The 16356-nt window shown below is 60.0% G+C and carries 15 protein-coding genes and 1 tRNA gene; 10 read left to right on the forward strand and 6 right to left on the reverse strand.

Going from position 1 to position 16356, the window contains the following annotated elements; all coding sequences use genetic code 11:
• The first annotated feature begins 177 nt into the window (after positions 1–177).
• From hutH to BK659_RS25000, 5 genes are all read left to right on the forward strand, one after another.
• A complete protein-coding gene (gene hutH, locus BK659_RS24980; protein ID WP_123428050.1) occupies positions 178–1716 on the forward strand; it encodes a histidine ammonia-lyase in 1539 nt (512 codons plus the stop codon).
• Positions 1717–2345: 629 nt separating this feature from the next.
• On the forward strand, positions 2346–3203 hold the full coding sequence (locus BK659_RS24985) for a transporter substrate-binding domain-containing protein (protein ID WP_185015470.1): 858 nt from the start codon (positions 2346–2348) through the stop codon (positions 3201–3203).
• A 66-nt stretch (positions 3204–3269) separates the two neighbouring features.
• The gene (locus BK659_RS24990; RefSeq protein WP_123428052.1) at positions 3270–3986 is read left to right on the forward strand and encodes an ABC transporter permease; all 717 of its coding nucleotides are present in this window, start codon (positions 3270–3272) and stop codon (positions 3984–3986) included.
• A 21-nt stretch (positions 3987–4007) separates the two neighbouring features.
• Positions 4008–4745 carry an ABC transporter permease gene (locus tag BK659_RS24995; RefSeq protein WP_123428054.1) on the forward strand — a complete coding sequence of 246 codons (738 nt, stop codon included), beginning with the start codon at positions 4008–4010 and terminating at the stop codon, positions 4743–4745.
• Positions 4746–4763: 18 nt separating this feature from the next.
• Entirely contained in the window at positions 4764–5555 is a 792-nt protein-coding gene (locus BK659_RS25000; protein ID WP_123428056.1) for an ABC transporter ATP-binding protein, read from the forward strand.
• 122 nt (positions 5556–5677) lie between these two features.
• Here the strand turns inward: BK659_RS25000 and pdxR are convergent, their stop codons facing one another.
• Complete coding sequence (pdxR, locus tag BK659_RS25005) at positions 5678–7180, reverse strand: MocR-like pyridoxine biosynthesis transcription factor PdxR (protein WP_123428058.1); 1503 nt, start codon at positions 7178–7180, stop codon at positions 5678–5680.
• Between the two features lie 92 nt (positions 7181–7272).
• Here pdxR and BK659_RS25010 point away from each other — a divergent pair, with 92 nt between their 5' ends.
• The 3 genes from BK659_RS25010 to BK659_RS25025 all read left to right on the forward strand — a co-directional run bounded on the left by BK659_RS25010 (position 7273) and on the right by BK659_RS25025 (position 11122).
• Entirely contained in the window at positions 7273–8844 is a 1572-nt protein-coding gene (locus tag BK659_RS25010; protein WP_123428060.1) for an FAD/NAD(P)-binding protein, read from the forward strand.
• A gap of 3 nt (positions 8845–8847) precedes the next feature.
• Positions 8848–10065 carry a multidrug effflux MFS transporter gene (locus BK659_RS25015; RefSeq protein ID WP_123428063.1) on the forward strand — a complete coding sequence of 406 codons (1218 nt, stop codon included), beginning with the start codon at positions 8848–8850 and terminating at the stop codon, positions 10063–10065.
• Between the two features lie 685 nt (positions 10066–10750).
• The gene (locus BK659_RS25025) at positions 10751–11122 is read left to right on the forward strand and encodes a DUF6124 family protein (RefSeq protein ID WP_123428066.1); all 372 of its coding nucleotides are present in this window, start codon (positions 10751–10753) and stop codon (positions 11120–11122) included.
• A 114-nt stretch (positions 11123–11236) separates the two neighbouring features.
• On the opposite strand, the gene BK659_RS25030 is transcribed toward BK659_RS25025, so the two are convergent.
• From BK659_RS25030 to dapA, 5 genes are all read right to left on the reverse strand, one after another.
• Positions 11237–11326: transfer RNA gene (locus BK659_RS25030), tRNA-Ser, on the reverse strand.
• A gap of 84 nt (positions 11327–11410) precedes the next feature.
• Complete coding sequence (gene purC / locus BK659_RS25035; protein ID WP_123428068.1) at positions 11411–12124, reverse strand: phosphoribosylaminoimidazolesuccinocarboxamide synthase; 714 nt, start codon at positions 12122–12124, stop codon at positions 11411–11413.
• Positions 12125–12152: 28 nt separating this feature from the next.
• Entirely contained in the window at positions 12153–12911 is a 759-nt protein-coding gene (locus BK659_RS25040) for an MBL fold metallo-hydrolase (protein WP_123428070.1), read from the reverse strand.
• Positions 12912–12915: 4 nt separating this feature from the next.
• On the reverse strand, positions 12916–14031 hold the full coding sequence (gene bamC / locus BK659_RS25045) for an outer membrane protein assembly factor BamC (RefSeq protein WP_123428072.1): 1116 nt from the start codon (positions 14029–14031) through the stop codon (positions 12916–12918).
• Between the two features lie 17 nt (positions 14032–14048).
• Positions 14049–14927 carry a 4-hydroxy-tetrahydrodipicolinate synthase gene (dapA, locus tag BK659_RS25050; protein WP_123428074.1) on the reverse strand — a complete coding sequence of 293 codons (879 nt, stop codon included), beginning with the start codon at positions 14925–14927 and terminating at the stop codon, positions 14049–14051.
• A gap of 329 nt (positions 14928–15256) precedes the next feature.
• Between dapA and BK659_RS25060 the strand changes: the two genes are divergently transcribed.
• Entirely contained in the window at positions 15257–15817 is a 561-nt protein-coding gene (locus BK659_RS25060; RefSeq protein ID WP_123428076.1) for a glycine cleavage system transcriptional repressor, read from the forward strand.
• 10 nt (positions 15818–15827) lie between these two features.
• Positions 15828–16301, forward strand: a complete 474-nt coding sequence (locus BK659_RS25065) for a peroxiredoxin (RefSeq protein ID WP_123428078.1) — start codon at positions 15828–15830, stop codon at positions 16299–16301.
• Positions 16302–16356: the final 55 nt, after the last annotated feature.

The following is a 16356-nucleotide window of genomic DNA, read 5'->3' on the forward strand; positions in this document are numbered from 1 at the left end:
TCCCAAAAGCGCTCCAGCCAAATCCCAAGGCTAATTGAACAGCGATCCAGCAAGTTGGCCGCTTGATTGCATATTCTTGTATGTACAAGTAAATATGTGTGCACAAGAGTCACAGCGAGGGGTCAAGCCCCTTGGTCACAGGTGTAACCCGACAACAACAATTGTATGAGGCTTCACATGCCACAGGCTAAAAAAATCGTTATCGCCGATGCACCTCTGCGTTGGCAGGATGTGGTCGCAGTTGCCCGGCAAGGTGCTGTGCTTGAATTGTCGGCTCAAACCTGGGCGCGGATCGACAATGCCCAGGCCATCGTCCAGCGTATCGTCGTCAGCGGCGAGCGCGCTTATGGCGTCAATACCGGTTTGGGTGCGCTCTGCAATGTCTCGCTGCAAGACGAACAACTGAGCCAGCTGTCGCGCAATACATTGCTGAGTCACGCTTGCGGCGTCGGTGCACCGCTGACCGACGAGCAGACACGGTCGATCATGTGCGCGGCGATCATAAACTACAGCCACGGTAAATCCGGTCTGCATCGGCAAGTGGTCGAAGCGCTGCTGGACTTGCTCAATCGCGGGATTACCCCACAGGTACCGTCCCAGGGTTCGGTCGGTTACCTGACTCACATGGCGCATATCGGCATCAGTCTGCTGGGGGTCGGTCAGGTCAGTTATCGCGGGCAAATCGTCTCTGCGCAGCAAGCGTTGGCTGAAGAAGGCTTGAAGCCGGTTCAGTTGGGCGCGAAAGACGGGCTGTGCCTGGTCAACGGTACGCCGTGCATGACCGGCCTGAGCTGCCTCGCCCTCGCCGATGCAACCCGCTTGCTCCAGTGGGCCGACGTGATCGGCGCCATGAGCTTCGAAGCCCAGCGCGGTCAGATCGACGCGTTCGACGCTGAAATCATCGCCCTCAAGCCACATCCGGGAATGCAGCAGGTCGGCATCAACCTGCGCGGCCTGCTTGATGGCAGTGAAGTGATTGCCAGCAGTAAAGGCATTCGTACTCAGGATGCACTGAGCATCCGTTCGATCCCGCAAGTGCATGGTGCGGCCCGTGATCAACTTGACCACGCGACCCGGCAGATCGAAACCGAACTCAACTCCGCCACCGACAACCCGCTGCTTCTGGGGACACCGGATAACTACCGGGTGATGTCTCAGGCCAACCCGCACGGCCAGTCGGTGGCCTTGGCTGCCGACTTGCTGGCGATCGCCATGGCGGAGATCGGCTCGATTGCCGAGCGTCGCCTGGACCGTTTGATCAACCCGCATGTCAGTGGATTGCCGGCATTTCTGGTGAGTAATCCTGGGGTTAACTCCGGAATGATGATCGTCCAGTACGTTGCCGCCTCCCTGTGTGCGGAAAATCGTCAGCTGGCGCAACCGGCTGTGCTCGATAACTATGTCACCTCGGGCCTGCAGGAAGACCACCTGAGCATGGGCACCAACGCTGCACTGAAACTGCATCGGGCGCTGGAAAACTGCACGCAGATCCTCGCTATTGAATATTTGCTGGCGGCCCAGGCCTTCGAATTTCTCAAGGCCGACTTTCTCAAGGGGCCATGCTTCGGTGCAGGCACGGACGTCGCTTGGCGACTGTTACGCGAGCGCGTTCCTGCCTATGACCAGGACCGCTGGCTGGCGCCGGATATCGCCAGCGCAGCCAGCATTTTGAAATCCCCGACATTGCTGCAAACCGCTTTACCGGGCCTGCACTAAAATCGATTCCCGAGCAGCGTACCAAGCCGCAGCCTTTCACAAGAGGCTGCGGCGGATAACGATTGATGCTCGATTCAATGCCTTCGATTTTCCGCTTGAGTTTCACGCTGCAAGTCCCCCTCGCCACAAAAGCACTCACCCAATCGTTCCCCATCGCGCACCAACATCTCTCAATTTGTTACCGAGCGCCCCGGCATGGCGCAATTCCACGCTCGAGTAACAGTCGTCACACCTTCGCAAAATCTCTCCAAAAAGAATCACCTCCCACCAAAACCTCGTCCCAGAGGCTTTTCAGCCAGATTCAAGACTTTATTGAATGCCCATCCAGCAAGTTGGCCGCTTGATTGCATACTCTTGTATGTACAAGTAAGTATGTGTGCGTAAGAGTTACGAGAATTTCTTCGCGCCTTCCACTAATCACCGGTTGATCTGTAGGTCAGGAGCACATGGAGATGGTCCAGCTGTCCAGGCTGAGACCATTATGGGTGCGAATTAACCGGCTGAACTGGCAGGTTGGCGTTTATGGTTTTGTCTTGTCCGCACACGAGCGTTGTGCCGACAGGCATTGGAGATTCGGCCTGAGCCGGATCAGTTCGCAACACTCCATTGATTAGGCAGGAAGTATCAAGATGTCGAAGAAATCAAGCTGGTTGGGTTCTGTAGCGCTCAGTGCAATGGTTCTGGCCTGTGCTCCGGCACTGCAGGCCAAAGAGTGGACCTCGGTGAATATTGCAACCGAGGGTGCCTATGAGCCCTGGAACCTGACACTCCCGGGTGGAAAAATCGGCGGCTTCGAACCGGAGCTGATGGATGTCATCTGTCCGCGTATGAAGCTCAAGTGCAACATCGTCGTACAGAACTGGGACGGGATGATCGCCAGCCTCAATGCTGGTAAATTCGACGTACTGATGGACGCCATCGTCATCAACGAGGAACGCCAGAAGGTCATGGCCTTCTCGACGCCTTACGCTCAGACACCGGCCAGTTTCGTCGCGCTGAAAGCCGATCTGTTGCCGGGTAAAACCGGTGCTGACGCCGCCATCCCTCTGGGTAGCGATGCCAAGGAAGTACGTGCCGGCGTTGAAGAGCTGCGCAAGGCACTCAAGGGCAAGACCATTGGCATCGCCTCTGGCACCATTTACACGTCATTCATTGATCAGAACTTCAAGGATGTGGCGACCATTCGTGAGTACGGCAGCTCAGCCGAAGCCATTCTCGATCTGCTGGCCGGCCGGATTGACGTCGCTTTCGATGACGTGACCTTTTTCAATTCGGTAATGGATAAGCCAGAGAACAAACCGCTGGTCTTTACCGGCCCGGTCATCAAAGGCCCGATCTGGGGTGAAGGTGAAGCGCTGGGTTTCCGTCAGAAAGACCCGGAACTCAAGGCCCAGTTCGACGCAGCCCTCAAGGAAGCCATGGCTGACGGCACAATCAAGAAACTGAGCGAGAAGTGGTTCAAGGCAGACCTCACCCCTCAGCATTGATTCTGAATGGCCCGACACCGTGAAGGTTGCCGGGCCGCTTAAACCTTTTCATAAGTGGGACCCTCTATGAACCTCTTGCAGCTACTCAGTTTCGGTGACTCAGGCTGGGGAATGGCGCTGCTCAAGGCAGCGGGCATGACCGTGATATTGACCCTGGCAGCCCTGCTGGTGGGTGCGGTATTTGGCAGCCTGGTCGCTGCTGCCAAGCTATCCCGTCGACGCAGCTTGCGCTGGCTGGGGGATCTGTATTCGATACTGTTCAGGGGGATCCCCGAGTTGCTGGTGATCTACCTGTTCTACTTCGGCGGTGCCAGTGTGGTGACGGCGGTTGGCCACTGGTTCGGTGGTGAAGGCTATATCGACGTGCCGCCTTTTCTGGTCGGCGCGTTGGCGGTCGGGCTGATTTCCGGTTCCTATCAGGCTGAAGTCTACCGTGGCGCTTTTCTCGCGGTATCGCGGGGCGAACTGGAAGCAGGACTGGCCATCGGCATGAGTCGTGCGATGCGTTTCAAACGTATTCTGGTCCCCCAGGTACTGCGATTTGCGCTGCCTGGACTGGGAAATGTCTGGCAAATGAGTCTGAAAGACTCAGCGCTGATTTCGGTCATCGGCCTGGTGGAGTTGATGCGTGCCAGCCAGGTCGCGGCCGGTTCCACTCGTCAATATTTCACGTTCTACATTATCGGGGGCATCGTGTACCTCATTCTCACTGGCCTGTCCGGTCGGCTTTTCCACATGGCTGAGGCTCGCGTGCGTCGCACGCGGCAGCGCAGTCCAGTCTAGTTCGAGTCGGGAGCGCTACTTATGATCGATTTTCCGTTCCTCGCTGACACCATGCTCAAGCTTTTGGCAGCGCTGCCCACAACGCTGACGCTATTTTTCAGCTCGTTGGTGATCGGCCTTACCCTGTCTGTCGGCATTGTCAGCCTGCGGGTCAGCCGCTGGTGGTTTTTCAGCTATCCGGCGCGGTTCTACATCATGTTGTTTCGCGGTACGCCGCTGTTGATTCAAATGTTCCTGATTTACTACGGGTTGGGCCAGTTCCCGGCCATTCGCGATAGCTTCGCCTGGGTACTGCTCAAATCGCCCTATGGCTGCGCGGTGATTTCACTGGCCTTGTGTACCGCCGGTTACACCGCCGAAATTATTCGCGGCGGGCTGCTGAGCGTGCCACAGGGGCAGATCGAAGCGGGCAAGGCCGTAGGCATGTCGCCCTGGGAACTGCTATGCCGGATCATTGCTCCGGTCACCCTGCGCCAGGCCCTGCCGGCCTACTCCACCGAAGCCATTTTGCTGGTCAAGTCCACGGCGCTGGCTAGCCTGGTGACTGTTTGGGACGTCACTGGCGTCGCGCAACAGATCATCCAGCGTACCTATCGCACAATGGAAGTGTTCATTTGTGCGGCCTTGATCTATCTGGTGCTGAATTTCCTGGTCGTCCGTGCTGTCGCCTGGCTCGAGTATCGCCTCTCGCCGCACTTGCGTGAGCGGCCAGTTGACGCCATCAAAAAAGCCAGCCCTCCGCTGACTACCCATTCCTGATTTGATACGGAGCATGCCATGAGCACTCAGCCCGCTTCAGCCTTGTCGGTAACCAATATCCAGAAGTCCTTCGGCAGCGCACATGTCCTCAAGGGGATTTCCCTGGAAGCCCACAAGGGCGACGTGATCTCGATCCTCGGTGCCAGTGGATCAGGTAAAAGTACCTTCCTGCGTTGCATCAACCTCCTGGAAACGCCCGATCAAGGCATCATCAGCGTCAATGGTGAAGTGATCGAAATGAAACAGCATCCCGACGGCCGCCAGACACCGGGCAACAGCCGTCAGGTCGAGCGTATGCGCAGTTGCCTGGGAATGGTGTTCCAGAGCTTCAACCTCTGGTCGCACATGACTGTGCTGCAAAACATCATTGAAGGCCCGATGCGGGTTCTCAAACGCTCGCGTGCCGAATGTATCGAGGAAGCAGAGGCCTTGTTGCACAAGGTCGGCCTGTACGATCGCCGCGACTATTACCCCGCGCACCTGTCCGGTGGTCAGCAGCAACGCGTAGCGATAGCCCGCGCACTGGCGATGAATCCACAAGTCATGTTGTTCGACGAACCGACCTCGGCACTTGACCCTGAACTCGTTGGAGAGGTGTTGCGCGTAATGCGTTCTCTGGCTGAAGAAGGCCGCACCATGCTGGTGGTCACACACGAAATGGGCTTTGCCCGACACGTGTCAAATCGGGTGGTGTTCATGCATGGCGGCCTGATCGATGTGCAGGGTACGCCGACGGAACTGTTCGAAGGCTTGCCCACCGAACGCTTTCGACAATTCGTCTCCAGCCATCATGAGAGAAGTGCCGAATAAGCACAGCAGAAACGAAAAAGCCCCCGTAACTTTTCAGCTACGGGGGCTTTTTTTATGTAATGGCGCAGAGATAGTCATCAACGAACGGGTATTGCCTTCTACCTGCTCCTCTTACCCCTACGCTAACCGCCCGCGCCTGATGCGAGAAGTGCCGCCTGCCCGGCCAGCAGTTGCCCGAGCTTGCGACCACTGAACCGGATCTGCGACAAGCTCAGGGCGGTGAACCCGATCATCACCGCCGCCGGCCGTTGCACCTCCTGACAGAATTCGCTGACCGGTTGCAAGACCAGTCCGATGGTGCTGGCACGGCGACAGAAGTCGGACTCGTCGCTGCCCGCAGGCAACTCCAGAACGAAGTGCAGACCGGCATGTTGCCCGGAAACCGAATAACCTCCCGGCGCCTGTTCCGCCAGGCAGGCCAGCAGCGCGTCACGGCGTTCCTGATAGGCCTGGCGCGCCGAGCGCAGGTAACGCACGAATGCCCCGCTCCTCATGTATTCCGCCAGCGCCGCCTGCTCGGTGACCCCAACTGAGCGGCCGGTGGTCTGCAGGGTAGCCAGCAGGCGATTGCGCAACGCCCCGGGAACCAGCATGAAACCGACGCGCAGCCCGGCGAACAAGGTCTTGTTGAAGCTGCCGCAGTAGATCACCCGGTCATCGCGGTCCAGGGCCTTGAGCGCCGCCAGTGGCGCGCTGTTGTAGTTGAATTCGCTGTCGTAGTCGTCCTCCACCACCCAGGCATCGGTTCGGCTGGCCCAGTCCAACAGGGCCAGGCGCCGCGACACCGAGAGGGTCACCCCCAGCGGTGACTGGTGCGCGGGCGTGACATAGACCAATCGGGCATCGCCGTGCCGGCGCAGCGCCCCATCGTCGATGCCGTCTTCGAGGACCGGGATATACACCAGCCGCGCTCCGGCCATGGAGAAGATCCTTTTCGCCGACAGGTAACCCGGATCTTCGACACACACCTTATCGCCCTGCGTCACCAGGCTGCGGGCCACCAGGTCCAGGGAGTGGCGAATGCCCGTGGTCACGATCAGGTCGTCCGGCTTGCAACGGATGCCACGGTACTTGGCCAGGTAATCGGCAATCTGTTCGCGCAGGGCCAGCATGCCGCCCGGGTCTGGCGAGCAGAGCAACTGCGCCGAGGCTTCGGCCATGGCCTTGGCCACCGCCCGCGACCACACGCGAATCGGGAACAGCGCCGGGTCCGCCAGGCGCGCCACAAAGGGCAGCCCCACCCTGACCGCGGTCTCCAGCGTCGGCGGCGGTGCTGCGGGCGTCTGCTGCTCCCGTGCCTGGATGGCCGCCCGAGCCTGCGGCGCGCGGATAAAGAGATCGGGCACCACCGCACTGACCCGGGTCCCCGAACCCGACACCCGGGTCACATAACCTTCACTGCGCAAGCGGTCGAAGACCGTTTCCACCGTCCCCCTAGACAGCGACCAGCGCTGCGCCAGGGTCCGCGTAGAGGGCAACTGGCTACCGGCGGGCAGGAGTTTTTCCAGGATCGCGCCGCGCAATGCCTCATAGGCGCTTTCCTGTTTGGTCAACACCCGACTGCCATCGCTCAGGCTGCAGGGCTGGGGCAGATCAAGGGGAACGGAAACCTTTCCTCGGCTCATAGTGGTCCAGTCGAAATACTAATTAACGGCTCTCAGAATTAAACCACAAAGCGCCTAACGTCGCGGCCCTGTAATGGATACCCGAGAGCGACATGGCTTCTACAACACAACACCCCGAATTCACCCTCGCGATCATTGGCGGCGGTGGCGCCTGCGTAGCGTTCCTGCATCATTTCGTTGCGTCGATCAGTGCCGAACAGGCCCGGGGGATGCGCATACAGGTCTTCGAACCACGCAACAGCGTCGGCCCGGGCCTGGCTTACCACCCGGATGTCGACTCGCTGCTGCTCAACCGCGTGGCGGAAACCATGTCAGTGTGCGCCCGGGATTTTTCCACCTTCACTGCCTGGTTGCGCTGGAAGGCCCACCACGCCGAAGAACTCAAGGCCGTTTCCAATACCGACCTGGCGGAAGCCTTCGTGCCGCGCGCTATATTCGGGCGTTTTCTCAGCGACTTCTTCGCCGAGACCTGCGCCATGGCCCGTCGCAAACACCTGCAGATCGAGGTGGTGCAGGCCCGTGTCACGGCAATCGACAAGGACTGCCGCTACCGCCTGAGCGCCGCCGGCTCGACCCATATCGCCGACCGTGTGGTGCTCGCCGTGGGCAATACCGGTCCACGGGATCATTACGGACTGGACGATCATTACCGCTTTATCCGCAGCCCCTACCCCATCAGCGAACAGATCGCCCCGACCCTGATCGGCCAGCGCATCTGCGTGATCGGCAGCGGCCTGACCGCGGTGGACGTGGTACTCAGCCTCAATGCGCTGGGGTTCACCGGCCAGATCGACATGATCTCGCGCAGCGGTCGCCTGCCCTTCGTCCGTGGTTTGCCCGGGCCGCGCCACCCGCTGCGGTTCCTCACCCACGCGGCCCTGGAGCAACTGACTCTAGGCGGTGCCCGACAGCTGGCACTGCGCAGCCTGTTACGCCTGCTGCGGGCCGAGCTGCGGGCGATGCACTGCGACTGGCGAACGCTTTTCCGCTCCGACAACGACCCGTTGCAACACCTGCACGAGGAAGTCGCGGCAGCGACCCAGCACAGGGACTGGCAGTTGGTCCTCGCCGCCACCAACGAAGTGATCGAGTACGCCTGGAACGCCTTGAACAGCGCCGACCAGCAGACCATCACCCAGCATTTCGCCAAGGATTGGCTGGCTCGTCGTGCGCCCATGCCGCTGGCCAACGCCCTGAAGCTCAAGGCCCTGATCGAAACCGGCAGCCTGCGCCTGCTGGCAGGCGATGTGCGTTTCGAGGGGCAGCATGAAGACCTGATCAAGGCCCGTTACGCGGCGACCGCCGAGACCTGCGAATACGACTATGTGGTGAACGCCACCGGCGCGGCCAAGTGGGTGGAGTGCGAACAGGACTCAGGCGTGCTCTGGCAATTGCAACAGGACGGCCATGCACTGCGCGACGAACGAGGCGGCCTGCACGTGGAGTTTGCCAGTGGCGCACTGCTCGACCGGCACCGACAGCCCGATCCGCACCTGCGCCTGCTGGGCCATATGACCAGCGGCACCTACTTCTTTGTCTCCTCGCTGGAAATGATCGCCAAGCGTGCCCGGCACATGGCCGAAGACCTGATTCGTGGCCTGCCCCCGTACCTCTCGGCGCCTGCCGCTCCCCTCGCCTCGCCATCGCTCGCCCCTACGGAGTAACCCATGCCTGTAAAATCTAACCTTGCGCCCTGGATCTGGTCGGCGCTGTTGCTGGTGGTCGTCTGCCTGCCACGCGTCACCATCGACATCTACCTGCCCTCGTTGCCGGCGATGGCCGATGCCCTGCATGCCAGCGATGCCCAACTGCAACTGACCCTCACCCTGTACATGGTCGGGTACGCTTTTTCGATGCTGATCGGCGGCCCGCTCTGCGATCGTTTTGGCCGGCGGCCAGTACTGATCGGCGGCACGGCGCTGTACCTGGTGGCGACCCTGGTGTGCGTGCTCGCCCGCGATGTCGAGGTGCTGATCGTCGCCCGGATGCTCCAGGCCCTCGGTGGCTGCTGCGGCACGGTGATCGGCAGGGTCATGGTCCGCGACCGTTTCGACCGCCATGAACAGACCCGCCTGCTCAGCCGGATCTCCATGGGCATGGCCATTTCGCCGATGGTGGCCCCGATTATCGGCAGCCTTATCGAAACCGCCTTCGGCTGGCGTGGGGTATTTGTGGTCCTGACCGTCATTGCCGCGCTGGCGCTGATCCTGATCAGCCTGCTGCTGCCGGAAACCCGTCCACCCGCCCAACCCGATACGCGCCAGCAAGGCACCCTGCGCATTTACGCGCGGCTGCTGCGCGACCGCTATTTCCTGCGCTACTCCCTGGCCATAGGCTGCGTGTACTGCACCTATTTTCCGTTTATCGCCGAGTCCTCGACCCTGCTGCAACGCACCCTGCACCTGTCCTCGATGGAATATGCCCAAGTGTTCGCCGTCACCGTGGCCGGTTATGTGCTGGGCTCCAATCTGTTCCGCCGCCTGTCCGTCAGACACGATGCCGATACCCTGATCGGCTACGCCATCGCCCTGAACCTGGTGGGTTCGTCACTGCTGATCATGGCCACCCGGCTCTGGCCCGAGGCGGTGCTATCGATCGTCTGCCCGATGCTGCTGATCATGCTCTCGGTGGGTATCGCCATCCCGGCCTGCCAGCTGGCAGTACTGCAACCCTTCTCGGCCATTGCCGGCACCGCGTCCGGGCTGTTTTTCTTTATCCAGATGGCCATGACCGCGGTGTGCGGCTTCATCACCGGCAAACTCTCGGATGGCAGCGTCTACCCGATGATGATCATGACCTCGATCTACAGCATCAGCTTCTGCCTGGTCTGGCTGCTGTTCAAATCAGAGACTGCCCCGTTGGAGGAGGCGCTGGGCGAACGCTGAAGTAGCGTTGGGTATGTGACAAACAAGACGCCACCGTGCCGGCGATCAGGGTCACGTCGTGGCCCTGGATCAAGGCGCCGTTAGCGGCCAGGCGCCGGGCGATGCGCAGTTGGCGTTTGAAGAGGATTTGCTGACGGCGTTTGCACACACGCCGTAACTCCCCCCGTCAAATACGTTGGAGAGCCGCACCCGCACTCGTAGCAGCTGCCGAGCCCGCGAGGCTGCGTTCGAGGACGCAGTCCTCGCCAATCCTGCACACGCGGTTCGCCTGAAAGAACGTGTTGCCTGATTTTACGACCGCTCTGCGGCCGAACGCAGCCTCGCGGGCTCGGCAGCTGCTACGGGTGTTTAAGCTTGCCCACGCAGTGCCCATCAGAGGCTACAACGCCTTGCGTCACGCCCTACACCTGCGCCAGAATCCGCCGGCTTGTGCGCTTTGGTCCTCGCCTCTATTGTTTCCGTGTCGCTGATTATCAGCGATCGGGTTTGGTAGCCCGGACACACGGCGCACAGCGTCACCTTATGCAGGTGCTTTTTGTCGGCATTTGTTTTTATGGTGGCCATGCGCAGGGCGCCCTCGGGCGCGCCGGTTTCCAAGTGTCCGGTCTACCAACCCGCGTATGGCCACCACCCTTCGTTTGGTAGCGAGGGTGATGGCTCCTCTACTTACATTTGGAGTTTCATCATGTTCAAAGCCACACCGAATCCCCCCGAAACCGATCCGGTTTCTCCCTACGCCTCCCTCGACTCAAAAGAACTCCACGCCGCCGCGCACCGTGCGCTCGATCATTACCTGGTGCTGCCCGAGACCAAGGCACTGTTAGCCGACCGCCGTCCCGGCTGCATTTTCGTTATCGCCCCCGACGTCGACAGCGAAACCCTGCTGGCCCACGCCTGCGAAACCCTCGCCTCGGCCAATGTCATGGCCAGCGATCTGGCATTCGACCTCGAAGGCCCCAAGCGCAATACCGCGCTGGCGATTCAACAGATGATCTCTTTAGCCGAACTGGCGGTAAATCGCGCACTGGATCACCTCGATCCACCTGAACCCGCGTAGGAGCTGCCGAAGGCTGCGATCTTTTTGGCCTTCTTTTACGTACAACTCCTACGTACAACGCAGAAACGAAAAAGCCCCCGTAACTTTTCAGCTACGGGGGCTTTTTCTATGTAATGGCGGAGAGATAGGGATTCGAACCCTAGGTACCGGTGAAGGTACAACGGATTTCGAATCCGTCCCATTCGGCCACTCTGGCATCTCTCCAACGGCGCGCATCATAACAGCACATTCACCGGAAGCGAACCCCCCAAGTGAATTTTTTTCCGTGCTATCAGATGCTTGCGTCGATTACAGCGGAACGCCGAGGCGGTTGGCGACTTCTTCGTAGGCTTCGATAACGTCACCGAGGCCCTGACGGAAGCGGTCCTTGTCCATTTTCTTGCCGGTGGCCTTGTCCCACAGGCGGCAGCCGTCCGGGCTGAACTCGTCGCCCAAGACGATGGTGCCGTCGTGGAACACGCCGAATTCAAGTTTGAAATCGACCAGCAGCAGGCCGGCGTCGTCGAACAGTTTGCTCAGGACTTCGTTGACCTTGAGCGACAGTTCTTTCATGCGAACCAGTTGCTCGGCGGTGCCCCAGCCGAATGCCACGACGTGGGATTCGTTGATGAACGGGTCGCCCTTGGCGTCGTCCTTCAGGAACAGTTCGAAGGTGTAAGGGTTGAGCTTCATGCCCTCTTCGACGCCCAGACGCTTGACCAGGCTGCCGGCGGCGTAGTTACGCACGACGCATTCGACCGGGATCATGTCGAGCTTCTTCACCAGGCACTCGTTGTCGCCCAGCAGTTTGTCGAATTGGGTCGGCACGCCGGCTTCTTCGAGTTTCTGCATGATGAAGGCGTTGAACTTGTTGTTCACCATGCCTTTGCGGTCGAGCTGCTCGATGCGCTTGCCGTCGAACGCCGAGGTGTCGTTGCGAAACAGCAGGATCAAGCGGTCAGCGTCATCGGTCTTGTAAACCGATTTGGCTTTGCCGCGGTAGAGTTCTTCACGTTTTTCCATGATGGGCTCCGCTTGCTAAGTAGATGGGCTAGGCGATATGTCGCCAGTCGAGCCCTGAATCTTGATCGGCCAATTGCAGCCAGTCCGGGTCGCACCCGAGGGTGTCGACAAAACATTGCCGGGCCAGCTGCGGCAGGTTGTTCTTGCTGCTCAGATGGGCCAGTACCAGGTGTTGCAGGTCCTGCCAGCCCAACTCGGCCACCAGGCTTGCGGCCTGATGGTTGTTCAAATGTCCCAGCTCACCGCCTACCCGCTGCTTGAGAAAGTACGGGTAGTGACCGCGGGCCAGCAGGTCGCGGCAGTGGTTGGATTCGATCATCAACGCATCGAGATCCCGATAACCGTCCAGCACCGAGGCACAGTACGAACCGAGATCGGTCAGCAGGCCGAAACGCCGCGAACCGTCACTGAAGACGTACTGCGTCGGCTCCTGTGCATCGTGGGCCACGGCAATGACGCCGATACTCAGCCCACCGATCTGCAGTTGATCACCACCGGCCACAAAGCCTGCCGGTTCAACCGGTTTGCGCATCCCGCGCAGGGTGCCACGACTCAGGTAGACAGGAAGATTGTAGCGCCGAGACAGCAAACCCACGCCATGCACGTGGTCGGCATGTTCGTGGGTCACCAGTATCGCGCTCAGCTGCGCAGGGCTTACACCCAGGCGCAGCAGGCGTTTTTCGGTTTCGCGCAAGGAGAAACCACAATCGACCAGGATGTACGTGTCATCACTGGCTATCAGCGTGCCATTCCCTTGGCTACCACTGCCGAGAACGGCGAAACGCATCTGATCAGCCCAGGTTGTCCTGAATCACGCCCAACACTTTGCGCGCCACTTCAGCCGGCGCAACGGTGTTGATGTTTTTCTCGACGGTCACTTGTACGTTCTCGCCCACCTTGCTCAGGCGAACCTGATAACGCTCGGCGCGGGCTTCGATTTCTTCCTTGGCCGGCTTGCTGCCGAACAGACCGCTGAAGAAACCTGGCTTCTCGTCCTTCTTCTCGGCTTTTTCGGCGAGGTTGATGTAGTACAGGCCCAGGCTACGGTTGATGTCTTCAACACGCCATTCACCCTTTTCCAACGCGCGCCCTACGCTCGACCAGGCACGGTCAAGGTCGGTACCGACGTTGAGCACCGGGTTACCGCTGCCGTCTTCAGTCAGGCTGACACGGTTTGGCGTATCGAAATCACGTGAAGCGAGCATCGAGACCGAACCGCCCTTCTCCGACGTGCGGCTCATGCTGGCGAGCATGTCGTCGACCAGTGCAGCGTCCAGGCCAGTGTTGACCGAACGGTTGGTGAACGCGACATCAGCAGTGCTGCCGGCTGCGCGCTCGGCGCTGACCACGTAGATCTCACTGGTGTTGCGCTGCACGCCTGGCTCGATGCGCACCCGCACGCGGGTTTCGCTGTCGGACGCAATGCCGGCACTGGTCATGCGTTTGGCCATCGCCACGGAAAGCTGGTCAGGACGCTGCCAGCCCGTGGTGAACTCGCCGGTTTGCGGGCGCTGTTGATCCAGACGGAAGCCGTTGTCCTGGAAGAACTGCACAGCCACTGGCCAGACTTCAGCCGGTGGATGCTGGGCCATGACCCAACGCGAATCGCCGCTTTTTTGCAGGCTGTAATCGCTGGCATCGGCAATCGCCGACAACGGCTGCGGACGAGGAACGATGTATTCGCCCTTGAACGTGTCATCGGCCACGTTGCGCGGAATCGGCAACAGCGGGTCCAGACGCTTGGAGGTATGAACATCCGGCGGCAGTTGCATCGGTGCAGTCTGTTGCGCTTCCAGGTAATCGCTACCACGGTCACGGAAGTAACCTTCCGGGCCCCAGATCCATCCACAGCCACTGGTGCTGGAGATAATCAAGGCAAGTGCGGAAAGTCCGGCCATTCGCTTCATGCGTTGTACTTCCTCAATTAAACCAATACGCCGGACTGGCGCATGGCCTGCCGCAGCGGTTCGTGACAGGCTTCGCTGAGCCAGGTGAGCGGCAGACGGATACCGTCCGGCATCAAGCCCATTTCATGCAGCGCCCATTTCACGGGGATAGGGTTGGATTCGATAAACAGGGTTTTATTGAGCGGCATCAGCTTTTCGTGAATCGCCCGGGCTTTCACCGCGTCGCCATTCAGGGCGGCGATGCACAGGTCGGCCATGTCACGCGGCGCAACGTTGGCGGTGACCGAGATGTTGCCTTTGCCGCCGAGCAGGATCAGTTCGACCGCGGTGGCATCGTCACCGGAAATCACCAGGAAGTCCTTGCTCACGCCGTCGAGGATGGCCTTGGCGCGCGAAAGATCGCCCGTGGCTTCCTTGATACCGATGATGTTCTTCACGGTCGACAGGCGGATGACCGTCTCGGCCTGCATGTCACAAGCGGTACGACCCGGCACGTTGTAAAGGATCTGCGGGATGTCGACAGCTTCGGCGATGGTCTTGAAGTGCAGGTACAGGCCTTCTTGCGTCGGCTTGTTGTAGTACGGCGTTACCAGCAGGCACGCATCGGCGCCGGCAGTCTTCGCGTTGGTGGTCAGCTCGATCGCTTCGCGCGTCGAATTGGCACCAGTGCCGGCGATTACCGGGATGCGACCATTGACCTGCTTGACCACGCGACGAATCACTTCGATGTGTTCGTTCACGTCAAGGGTGGCCGACTCACCTGTGGTGCCGACCGCCACAATGGCGTGGGTGCCGTTTTGCAGGTGAAAGTCCACCAGTTTGCTCAGGCTGTCCCAGTCGAGACGACCCTGTGCATCCATGGGAGTGACCAGTGCCACCATACTGCCCGCAATCATGCAACCGCTCCTGCCGGAAAAAGAGAGCGGTAATGGTACTGGCGCCAAGATGCTTGTACAAGCGAAGTACTGCGCTCACGCCATTCCCCTAGGCGCCGGTTTTCGCTACCCTTCAGACTTTGATCAGTACCGACAGGCTCGTCCGCCGGGTTCCAGCCTCCATTTTCGGCCTCACAAGCCCTGATCCTGCGTTGCCGCCTACCCGATCTCGCCTCACTGGAGCTCGTTGCAACCATCTGGCTCGGGCTTTTTGATTTCGCATCCGGACGCCCAACCCGACGAATCGACCCCTGGTAAGTACCGACCGCTCATCGCTTTAGGAATGCTGCATGTCCACCCCCACAGTTCGCGAACAATTCCTTGTCATCAGTGCCCTCGGCGCCAACCCCATGGAGCTGACTAACGTCCTGTGCCGCGCCAGCCATGAAAATCGCTGCGCCGTGGTCACCTCCCGCCTGACTCGCCACGGCGAATGCAGTGCGCTGGTGCTGCAGATCTCCGGCACCTGGGACGCCCTGGCGCGCCTGGAAGCGGGCTTGCCGACCTTGGCCAAAAAGCACGCTTTTACGGTCAATGTGGTACGCAGTGCCGCGCTGGAGAACCGTCCGCAAGCCTTGCCGTATGTGGCCTACGTCAGCTCGGCGTACCGCTCGGACATCGTCAATGAGCTGTGCCAGTTCTTCATCGACCACAACGTCGAGCTGGAAAACCTGACCTGCGACACCTATCAGGCCCCACAAACCGGCGGCACCATGCTCAACGCCACCTTTACCGTGACCTTGCCGGCCGGCGTGCAAATCAGCTGGTTGCGCGATCAGTTCCTGGATTTCGCCGATGCACTGAACCTGGACGCGCTGATCGAACCGTGGCGCCCACAGAACCCAATGTAAGGAAACTCCCATGGCCGTTGCTATCGACCAACCTGTCGCCGACTTCGAAGCGCCTGCCACCAGCGGGCAGACCGTCAGCCTCGCTGCCCTCAAGGGCAAGCAAGTGGTGATCTACTTCTATCCAAAGGACAGCACGCCGGGTTGCACCACCGAAGGTCAGGGCTTTCGCGATCAATATGCGCAGTTCACGGCGGCCAACACCGAAGTGTTCGGCGTGTCGCGCGACAGCCTGAAGTCCCACGAGAACTTCAAGTGCAAACAAGAGTTTCCGTTCGAGCTGATCAGCGACAAGGACGAAGCCATCTGCCAGCTGTTCGACGTGATCAAGCTGAAAAAGCTCTATGGCAAGGAATACATGGGCGTTGATCGCAGCACCTTCCTGATCGACAAGAATGGCGTGCTGCGTCAGGAATGGCGTGGTGTGAAAGTGCCCGGCCATGTGGATGCGGTTTTGGCGGCCGTTCAAGCCTTGAACAAAGCCTGATACCGAAAAAGATCGCAGCCTGCGGCAGCTCCTACGGGGTACCGGGTTCGGCGTA

The organism is Pseudomonas brassicacearum, assembly GCF_003732225.1.
GTDB lineage: Bacteria > Pseudomonadota > Gammaproteobacteria > Pseudomonadales > Pseudomonadaceae > Aquipseudomonas > Aquipseudomonas brassicacearum_E.

What these genes read in the sequence shown, in the direction of transcription:
- hutH (WP_123428050.1), top strand. Translation starts at nt 178, where the DNA reads ATGCCACAGGCTAAAAAAATCGTTATCGCCGATGCACCTCTGCGTTGG.
- BK659_RS24985 (WP_185015470.1), top strand. Translation starts at nt 2,346, where the DNA reads ATGTCGAAGAAATCAAGCTGGTTGGGTTCTGTAGCGCTCAGTGCAATG.
- BK659_RS24990 (WP_123428052.1), top strand. Translation starts at nt 3,270, where the DNA reads ATGAACCTCTTGCAGCTACTCAGTTTCGGTGACTCAGGCTGGGGAATG.
- BK659_RS24995 (WP_123428054.1), top strand. Translation starts at nt 4,008, where the DNA reads ATGATCGATTTTCCGTTCCTCGCTGACACCATGCTCAAGCTTTTGGCA.
- BK659_RS25000 (WP_123428056.1), top strand. Translation starts at nt 4,764, where the DNA reads ATGAGCACTCAGCCCGCTTCAGCCTTGTCGGTAACCAATATCCAGAAG.
- pdxR (WP_123428058.1), bottom strand. Translation starts at nt 7,180, where the DNA reads ATGAGCCGAGGAAAGGTTTCCGTTCCCCTTGATCTGCCCCAGCCCTGC.
- BK659_RS25010 (WP_123428060.1), top strand. Translation starts at nt 7,273, where the DNA reads ATGGCTTCTACAACACAACACCCCGAATTCACCCTCGCGATCATTGGC.
- BK659_RS25015 (WP_123428063.1), top strand. Translation starts at nt 8,848, where the DNA reads ATGCCTGTAAAATCTAACCTTGCGCCCTGGATCTGGTCGGCGCTGTTG.
- BK659_RS25025 (WP_123428066.1), top strand. Translation starts at nt 10,751, where the DNA reads ATGTTCAAAGCCACACCGAATCCCCCCGAAACCGATCCGGTTTCTCCC.
- purC (WP_123428068.1), bottom strand. Translation starts at nt 12,124, where the DNA reads ATGGAAAAACGTGAAGAACTCTACCGCGGCAAAGCCAAATCGGTTTAC.
- BK659_RS25040 (WP_123428070.1), bottom strand. Translation starts at nt 12,911, where the DNA reads ATGCGTTTCGCCGTTCTCGGCAGTGGTAGCCAAGGGAATGGCACGCTG.
- bamC (WP_123428072.1), bottom strand. Translation starts at nt 14,031, where the DNA reads ATGAAGCGAATGGCCGGACTTTCCGCACTTGCCTTGATTATCTCCAGC.
- dapA (WP_123428074.1), bottom strand. Translation starts at nt 14,927, where the DNA reads ATGATTGCGGGCAGTATGGTGGCACTGGTCACTCCCATGGATGCACAG.
- BK659_RS25060 (WP_123428076.1), top strand. Translation starts at nt 15,257, where the DNA reads ATGTCCACCCCCACAGTTCGCGAACAATTCCTTGTCATCAGTGCCCTC.
- BK659_RS25065 (WP_123428078.1), top strand. Translation starts at nt 15,828, where the DNA reads ATGGCCGTTGCTATCGACCAACCTGTCGCCGACTTCGAAGCGCCTGCC.